At 67.9% G+C, this 6,966-nt stretch carries 6 protein-coding genes and 1 pseudogene; 2 read left to right on the forward strand and 5 right to left on the reverse strand.

Annotated features, from left to right (window positions below; translation table 11 throughout):
* Together G3N99_RS42130 and G3N99_RS31825 are read right to left on the reverse strand one after the other, a co-directional pair.
* Positions 1-132: pseudogene (locus G3N99_RS42130) on the reverse strand (GlxA family transcriptional regulator); the annotation flags it as partial.
* A 78-nt stretch (positions 133-210) separates the two neighbouring features.
* A complete protein-coding gene (locus G3N99_RS31825; RefSeq protein ID WP_174935427.1) occupies positions 211-1,161 on the reverse strand; it encodes a LysR family transcriptional regulator in 951 nt (316 codons plus the stop codon).
* Between the two features lie 105 nt (positions 1,162-1,266).
* Between G3N99_RS31825 and G3N99_RS31830 the strand changes: the two genes are divergently transcribed.
* Together G3N99_RS31830 and G3N99_RS31835 are read left to right on the forward strand one after the other, a co-directional pair.
* Positions 1,267-2,622: an aspartate aminotransferase family protein gene (locus tag G3N99_RS31830; RefSeq protein ID WP_011355300.1), complete on the forward strand. Its 1,356-nt coding sequence runs from the start codon at positions 1,267-1,269 to the stop codon at positions 2,620-2,622.
* A 50-nt stretch (positions 2,623-2,672) separates the two neighbouring features.
* Positions 2,673-4,190: a CoA-acylating methylmalonate-semialdehyde dehydrogenase gene (locus G3N99_RS31835; protein ID WP_122946953.1), complete on the forward strand. Its 1,518-nt coding sequence runs from the start codon at positions 2,673-2,675 to the stop codon at positions 4,188-4,190.
* Positions 4,191-4,340: 150 nt separating this feature from the next.
* Here the strand turns inward: G3N99_RS31835 and G3N99_RS31840 are convergent, their stop codons facing one another.
* The 3 genes from G3N99_RS31840 to G3N99_RS31850 all read right to left on the reverse strand — a co-directional run bounded on the left by G3N99_RS31840 (position 4,341) and on the right by G3N99_RS31850 (position 6,964).
* Complete coding sequence (locus G3N99_RS31840; protein ID WP_174935425.1) at positions 4,341-4,715, reverse strand: hypothetical protein; 375 nt, start codon at positions 4,713-4,715, stop codon at positions 4,341-4,343.
* 297 nt (positions 4,716-5,012) lie between these two features.
* On the reverse strand, positions 5,013-5,948 hold the full coding sequence (locus G3N99_RS31845) for a DMT family transporter (RefSeq protein ID WP_174935423.1): 936 nt from the start codon (positions 5,946-5,948) through the stop codon (positions 5,013-5,015).
* Positions 5,949-6,073: 125 nt separating this feature from the next.
* Positions 6,074-6,964: an AEC family transporter gene (locus tag G3N99_RS31850; RefSeq protein WP_241011957.1), complete on the reverse strand. Its 891-nt coding sequence runs from the start codon at positions 6,962-6,964 to the stop codon at positions 6,074-6,076.
* Between the last annotated feature and the right edge of the window lie 2 nt (positions 6,965-6,966).

Genomic DNA, 6,966 nt, shown 5'->3' on the forward strand with positions numbered 1-6,966 from the left:
GCCCGCCGACGTCCAGATGCGGCCTTCCTCGATATAGATACTGTCGCCCTCGACCCTCGTGCGCGGGAAGCGCGACTGCAGTTGAGCCGCGTATCGCCAGTGCGTCGTCGCTCTCAAACCGTCCAGCCACCCAGCCACCCAGCCACCCGGCCACCCGGCCACCCGGCCACCCGGCCGCTCAGCTACTCAGCTACTCATCCACGACAGTCGTTACGCCGCCGGCCGCGCCACCGCATGCGCGGCTTCGAGGCAGGTCTGGAACAGCAGCGCGGCCCGCGACGGCCGCGGCGAGCGCCGCAGCAGGCTCACGAACCGGCACCGGTAATTGAACCGGTGCGGTGCGATCGGCTGCATCAGCCCCTTGTTTTCGAAGCTTTCCGCGTAATGGTCGGGGAGGAAGCCGAGATAGCGGCCGGACAGGATCAGCGTCGCGATCGACTCCTGGTCCGACGCGGTCGCGCTGCGCGTGAGCTTCGCGCGGTGGCTCAGCTCCATGTTCGGCGAATGGAAACCGAGGCCCGCGAACGCATGGTTGCCGATCGTCGTCCACGTGAGCTTGCCATGCGGCGCATCGTAGAGCGGATGCTGGCGGCCGCAGTAGAGCAGCATCCGTTCGTCGAACAGCTCCGAGTACACGAGGCTGCCCGAGTTGCGGTGCGCGGGAATGATCCCGACCTGATAGCTGCCGTCGATGATCCCGCGCTCGACCTCGTTGATCGACGCGACATGCAGGTTCAGCGCGACGTCAGGGGCTTCGTCGGCGAACTGGCGGATCGCGTCGCCGAGCCGCGCGTTCGCGTTGGTGGCCGTCTTGTCGAATACCGCAATGTGCAGTTCGCCGCCCATCCGGTCATGAATGCCGTCGATCCTGCTGCGAAATGCTTCCATCGACGCGAGCAGCCGCAACGTCTCCTCGTACACCGTCTGGCCCTCGGGCGTCAGCGTGAAGCCCGCGCGGCCGCGCCGGCACAGCACGAGGCCGAGGCGCGTTTCCAGATCCTTCACGTGCCGGCTGATCGTCGAGATGCCGATATTCAGTTCCAGTTCGGCCGCCGCCATCCCGCCGCACTGCACGACGCCCTTGAAGACCCGCAGCAGGCGGAGATCCATGTCGCTGAGCTGCCCGAGCAGCGCGCGACTCTTCGGTTTCTTTGCTTGCATAAATGTGCAAGTGAACATTGATATTGCGATATTCAAAAGACTAATTGGCCTCCCGACAATGCGCAATATCAACATAAGGAGGAGGGGCGCCACGCGCCGACCGACATGACCGACATCACCACCGCCCAGCAGGACGAAACCAACCTCCGCACCGACGCCGCGTGGCTCGACGCGCACTGGATGCCGTTCACGGCCAACCGCCAGTTCAAGGCCGATCCGCGCATGATCGTGTCGGGCAAGGGCGCGTATTACACGGATGGCGAAGGCCGCAAGATTTTCGACGGCCTGTCGGGTCTCTGGTGCACGGGCCTCGGTCATGGCCGCACGGAAATCGTCGAAGCCGTGAGCCGCCAGGTCGCACAGCTCGACTACGCGCCGGCGTTCCAGTTCGGCCATCCGAAATCGTTCGAACTCGCGAACAAGATCAAGGACCTGACGCCGGCCGGCCTCGATTACGTGTTCTTCACGGGTTCGGGCTCGGAAGCGGCCGATACCTCGCTGAAGCTGGCCCGCGCTTACTGGCGCGCGAAGGGCAAGGGCACGAAGACGCGCCTGATCGGCCGCGAGAAGGGCTATCACGGCGTGAACTTCGGCGGCATCTCGGTCGGCGGGATCGGGCCGAACCGCAAGCTGTTCGGCCAGGGCCTCGACGCCGACTTCCTGCCGCACACGCAACTCGCCGAGAACAAGTTCTCGCGCGGGATGCCCGAGCACGGTGCCGAACTGGCCGACCGCCTGCTCGAGCTGATCGCGCTGCACGACGCATCGAACATCGCGGCCGTGATCGTCGAGCCGTTCTCCGGTTCGGCGGGCGTGGTCGTGCCGCCGAAGGGCTATCTGAAGCGCCTGCGCGACATCTGTACCGCGCACGACATCCTGCTGATTTTCGACGAAGTCATCACGGGCTTCGGCCGTGCCGGCGCAATGACGGGCGCCGACGCGTTCGGCGTGGTGCCGGACATCATGAACTTCGCGAAGCAGGTGACGAACGGCGTGCAGCCGCTCGGCGGCGTGATCGCGACGAAGGAAATCTACGACACGTTCATGGCCGCGGGCGGCCCCGAGTACATGCTCGAGTTCCCGCACGGCTACACCTATTCGGCGCACCCGGTCGCATGCGCGGCCGGCGTCGCGGCGCTCGACCTGCTGGTGAAGGAAGACGCGGTGGCCCGCGTGCGCGATCTCGCGCCGCATTTCGAGGCGGCGGTGCACGGGCTGAAGGGCCAGCGCCACATCACGGACATCCGCAACTACGGGCTGGCAGCCGGCCTGACGATCGCGGCGCTGCCGGGCGAGCCGGCACGGCGCCCGTACGAGATCGCGATGCGCTGCTGGGCGAAGGGTTTCTACGTGCGCTACGGCGGCGACACGATCCAGCTGGCGCCCCCGTTCATCTCGGAGAAGCGCGAGATCGACAACCTGGTCAACGCGCTGTCCGACGCATTGAACGAAGTGGACTGAGCCGGGGTTTGCCCCTGAGCGATAACCGAATTCACGAAAGAGTCAGATACATGAAACATGACAGCAACGTAACCTCCACCGTCGGCCACCTGATCGACGGCAAGCGCGTCGACGGCGGCAGCCGCGTCCAGCCGGTGTTCGACCCGGCCACCGGCGAATCGCACAAGAGCGTCGCGCTCGCCGACAAGCTGACCGTCGAAGCCGCGATCGCGTCCGCGCAGGCCGCGTTCCCGGCCTGGCGCAATACGCCGCCGCTGAAGCGCGCCCGCGTGATGAGCCGCTTCAAGACGCTGCTCGAGGAGCACGCCGACGAGCTGTGCGCGCTGATTACCGCCGAGCACGGCAAGGTGCTCGCCGATGCGATGGGCGAACTGCAGCGCGGGATCGAGAACGTCGAATACGCGACCTACGTGCCCGAGCTGCTGAAGGGCGAGCACAGCAAGAACGTCGGCCCCGCGATCGATTCGTGGAGCGAGTTCCAGGCGCTCGGCGTCGCGGCCGGCATCACGCCGTTCAACTTCCCGGTGATGGTGCCGCTGTGGATGTGGCCGATGGCCGTCGCGTGCGGCAACACGTTCGTGCTGAAGCCGTCGGAGCGTACGCCGTCGTCAACGCTGCGCATGGCCGAGCTCGCGCTCGAAGCCGGCCTGCCGCCGGGCGTGCTGAACGTCGTGAACGGCGACAAGGAAGCGGTCGACACGCTGCTGACCGACTCGCGCGTGAAGGCCGTGAGCTTCGTCGGCTCGACGCCGATCGCCGAATACATCTACTCGACCGGCTGCGCGCACGGCAAGCGCGTGCAGGCGCTCGGCGGTGCGAAGAACTTCGCGGTCGTGATGCCGGACGCCGACATCGGCAACGCAGTGAACGCGCTGATGGGTGCGGCATACGGTTCGTGCGGCGAGCGCTGCATGGCGATTCCGCTGGTCGTCGCGATCGGCGACGAGACGGGTGACAAGGTGGTCGCTGGCTTGAAGGCCGAAATCGAGAAGATGAAGGTCGGCCCGGGCAACGGCGCGGGCGTCGACATGGGGCCGCTCGTCACGCAGCAGCATTTCGAGAAGGTGACGGGATTCGTCGAAGCCGGTGTGGAAGCCGGCGCGACGCTCGTCGTCGACGGCCGCAGCGTGAAGGTCGACGGCCACGACGGCGGCTATTACCTCGGCCCGTGCCTGTTCGACAACGTGAAGCCCGGCATGCCGATCTACCAGCACGAGATCTTCGGGCCCGTGCTCGGCGTGATCCGGCTGAAGTCGCTCGACGAGGCGATGGCGCTGATCGATGCGCACGAGTACGGCAACGGCACGTGCCTGTTCACGCGCGACGGCGAGGCCGCACGCTACTTCGGCGACAACATCCAGATCGGCATGGTCGGCATCAACGTGCCGCTGCCGGTGCCGGTTGCATACCACTCGTTCGGCGGCTGGAAGCGTTCGCTGTTCGGCGATCTGCACGCGTACGGCCCGGATGCCGTGCGCTTCTACACGAAGCGCAAGACGATCACGCAGCGCTGGCCGTCGGCCGGCGTGCGCGAAGGCACGGTGTTCAGCTTCCCGTCGAACCGCTGACGCGCCACCCGGCTGCAAGCATTGCCTGCCCGCCCCACGGCGGGCAACCCGATGCGGCCGGTGTGATCGCACCAAGGCCCGCCCGGATCGACGATCCGCGCGGGCTTTTTCACGTCCGCGCGGCGCGCGCGGAAGACGGCGGAATGACGCTTACGGCGCGACCACGTGCCACATGTCCTTGAAGTTGTCGCCGTTGCGGTCGCCCTGTTTCATGTCCTTCGAGAAGAAGTACAGCGGCTTGCCCTTGTACGCCCATTGCGGGCTGCCGTCTTCGCGCTTGACGATCGTGTAGGGCCCGACCGGAACGTCGGTCGCGCTGGCCTTGTAAGGCGGCCAGAAGGACTCGCACTGGCCGGTGCACGCGCTGGTGCCGGCGTTGGCCTTGTCCTTGTCGAACGTATAGACGGTCATTCCGTTCGCGGCAACGAGCGAACCGTTTTCGACTTTCGTGATCGAGCCTTGGGCCGACGCCGAGGCGGATGCAATGGCGAGCAGGGCGGAGCTGACGAGCAGCGCGGCTTTCATGAGGGCCTCCTGTAATCCGGTGGGCGGCCGCGATCGTGCACGGGCGAGCGTGCGCCAGGATCGCGATGAATGGTGCCGGAACGCGGCGCCGCTGCCGCCGGTGCGAGCGACGCAGGGTCGAATGGCGGCGAACGGGGCGCTCCATTCACGATAGGCGGTTTTTGGCGGGGCTGCGAGAACATCGGGGGCGTATCGGCCGCGCGTGGGCGTGACACAACGGCGCGGCGATCGCCGTCATGCTCCGGCTCCGCGATCTGGCATCCGTCCCCTTGGGTGCGCGATACGCACGCCAATGCGTCAGCGCCGCGCGCGATTGGTCAGCGCGACGCCTGCGATCACGAGCACCCCGCCGGCCAGCATCGACGGCGACAACGGCTCGCCGAGCAGCGCAACCGACAGCAGCACGCCGAACACGGGCACCAGGTTGGTGAATACGGCCGCGCGGGCCGGCCCGAGTTCGCGGATTCCCTGCGAATACCAGACGAACGCGACCACCGTGCCGATCGCGCCGAGGTAGAGCATCGACGCGATGGCCTGCCACGTCAGCGGCGTGCCGCTGACGGCGGTCGAGCCGAACAGGTGCGCGACGATCAGCAGCGCGAGGCCCCATAGCGCCGCATACGTCGTGGCCGCCAGCGGCGACAGCCCGTCGAGCGCGCGCCGGCCGATCACCGTATAGGCGGCCCAGCTCAGCACCGCGCACAGCATGTAGCGTTCGCCTGCGCCGAACGTGGTGCCGAGATCGGTCAGCACCCGCAGCAATTCGCCACGACTGATCACGACCAGCGCGCCGAACAGCGCGACGGCGATGCCGGCCCAGCGCGACAGCGACAGGCGTTCCCCGCGCACGACGATCGACAGCAGCACGGCGGTGGCGACCGGGTTCAGCGCGACGAACAGCGCGGTGCGTCCCGCCGGCATCCGTGCGAGCGCCGCGAAAAAGCACACGTTGTACAGGAAGATGCCGGTCGCGCCGAGCCCGAAGGTCGTCACGATCTGGCGGCCGCTCAGCTTTGGCAGCCCGCCTTCGATCTTCCACGTCAGCACGACCAGCAGCAGCGCGGCGATCGCGAAGCGGCCGGTGGCCGCGGCGGTCGCCTGCATCGACGCGGCCAGGATCCGTCCCGCGATGAACGTGCCGCCCCAGAACAGCGCGACGAGCGTGAGCTTCACGTAGATGGCCGCGGGCGGCCGGGTGGCAACGATGGCGGCGGGCGGGGCGGGAGCGTTCATTTGACGGGGTTTCTCGGTGAGCGCCTGCGACAACGCGTGAGCGACCGCGCGCGGCAGAGGAGGCCGAAGCGCGCGATGGCCCGCTGGCAGGCTGGATTCAGGGGAATGGAGGCGGCGCTGCGTCGTCAGCGAAACACCGGTGCCGACGCAAGCGCGGTCAGCACGACGGGCATCGCGAGCGCCGCGGCGATCGTCTGGAACGCGGTGATGCCGGCCATCAGCGGTGCGTCGCCGCCGAGCTGGCGCGCCATGATGTAGGACGCCGACGATGTCGGCAGCGCCTGGAACAGCAGCGCGACCGTCAGCGCCGCATCGCCGAGCCCGAACAGGCGGCCGGCGGCGAGCGTGATGAGCGGCATCGCCATGAACTTGAACGCCGACGCGACGCACACCGGTTGCAGCCACGCACGCGCCGCATCGAATTTCAGCGCCGCGCCCACGCACAGCAGGCCGAGCGGCATCGACGCGACGCCGAGCGCACGCACGGCCGGCTCGACGGCCGCCGGGAACGAGACACCGACTGCCTGCATCGCGATCCCGAGCACGCACGCGACGACGAGCGGATTGGACAGGATCTGGCGCGCGAGCGCCGCCGCGCCGAGCCGTGTGTCGCCGTAGCGCGCGAACACGAGCACGCACATCAGGTTGACGGTCGGGACGATCGCCGCGACGCACACGGCCGCGAGCGCAATGCCTTTTGCGCCGAACAGGCCGGCCGCGAGTGCGGTGCCGACATAGTTGTTGAAGCGCACGGCGCCCTGGAACACCGACGTGAAGCCGGCGCCGTCGACCCGCACGAACCGCCGGACCAGCAGGAGAAGCGTCGCGGCGAGCGCGGTCGAACCGACCAGTGCTGCCGCGAGCGGTAAAACGGGCAGCGATTGCAGCCGCGCGTTCGCGAGGCCGTCCGCGAACAGCGCGGGCAGCAGCACGTAGTAGCACAGCCGCTCGGCCTGCGGCCAGAACGCGTCGGCGATGAAGCCCGTGCGCCGCAGGCCGTGGCCGAACGCGACCAGCA

The sequence above is a fragment of the Burkholderia sp. Ac-20392 genome, from assembly GCF_017104585.1.
GTDB lineage: Bacteria > Pseudomonadota > Gammaproteobacteria > Burkholderiales > Burkholderiaceae > Burkholderia > Burkholderia lata.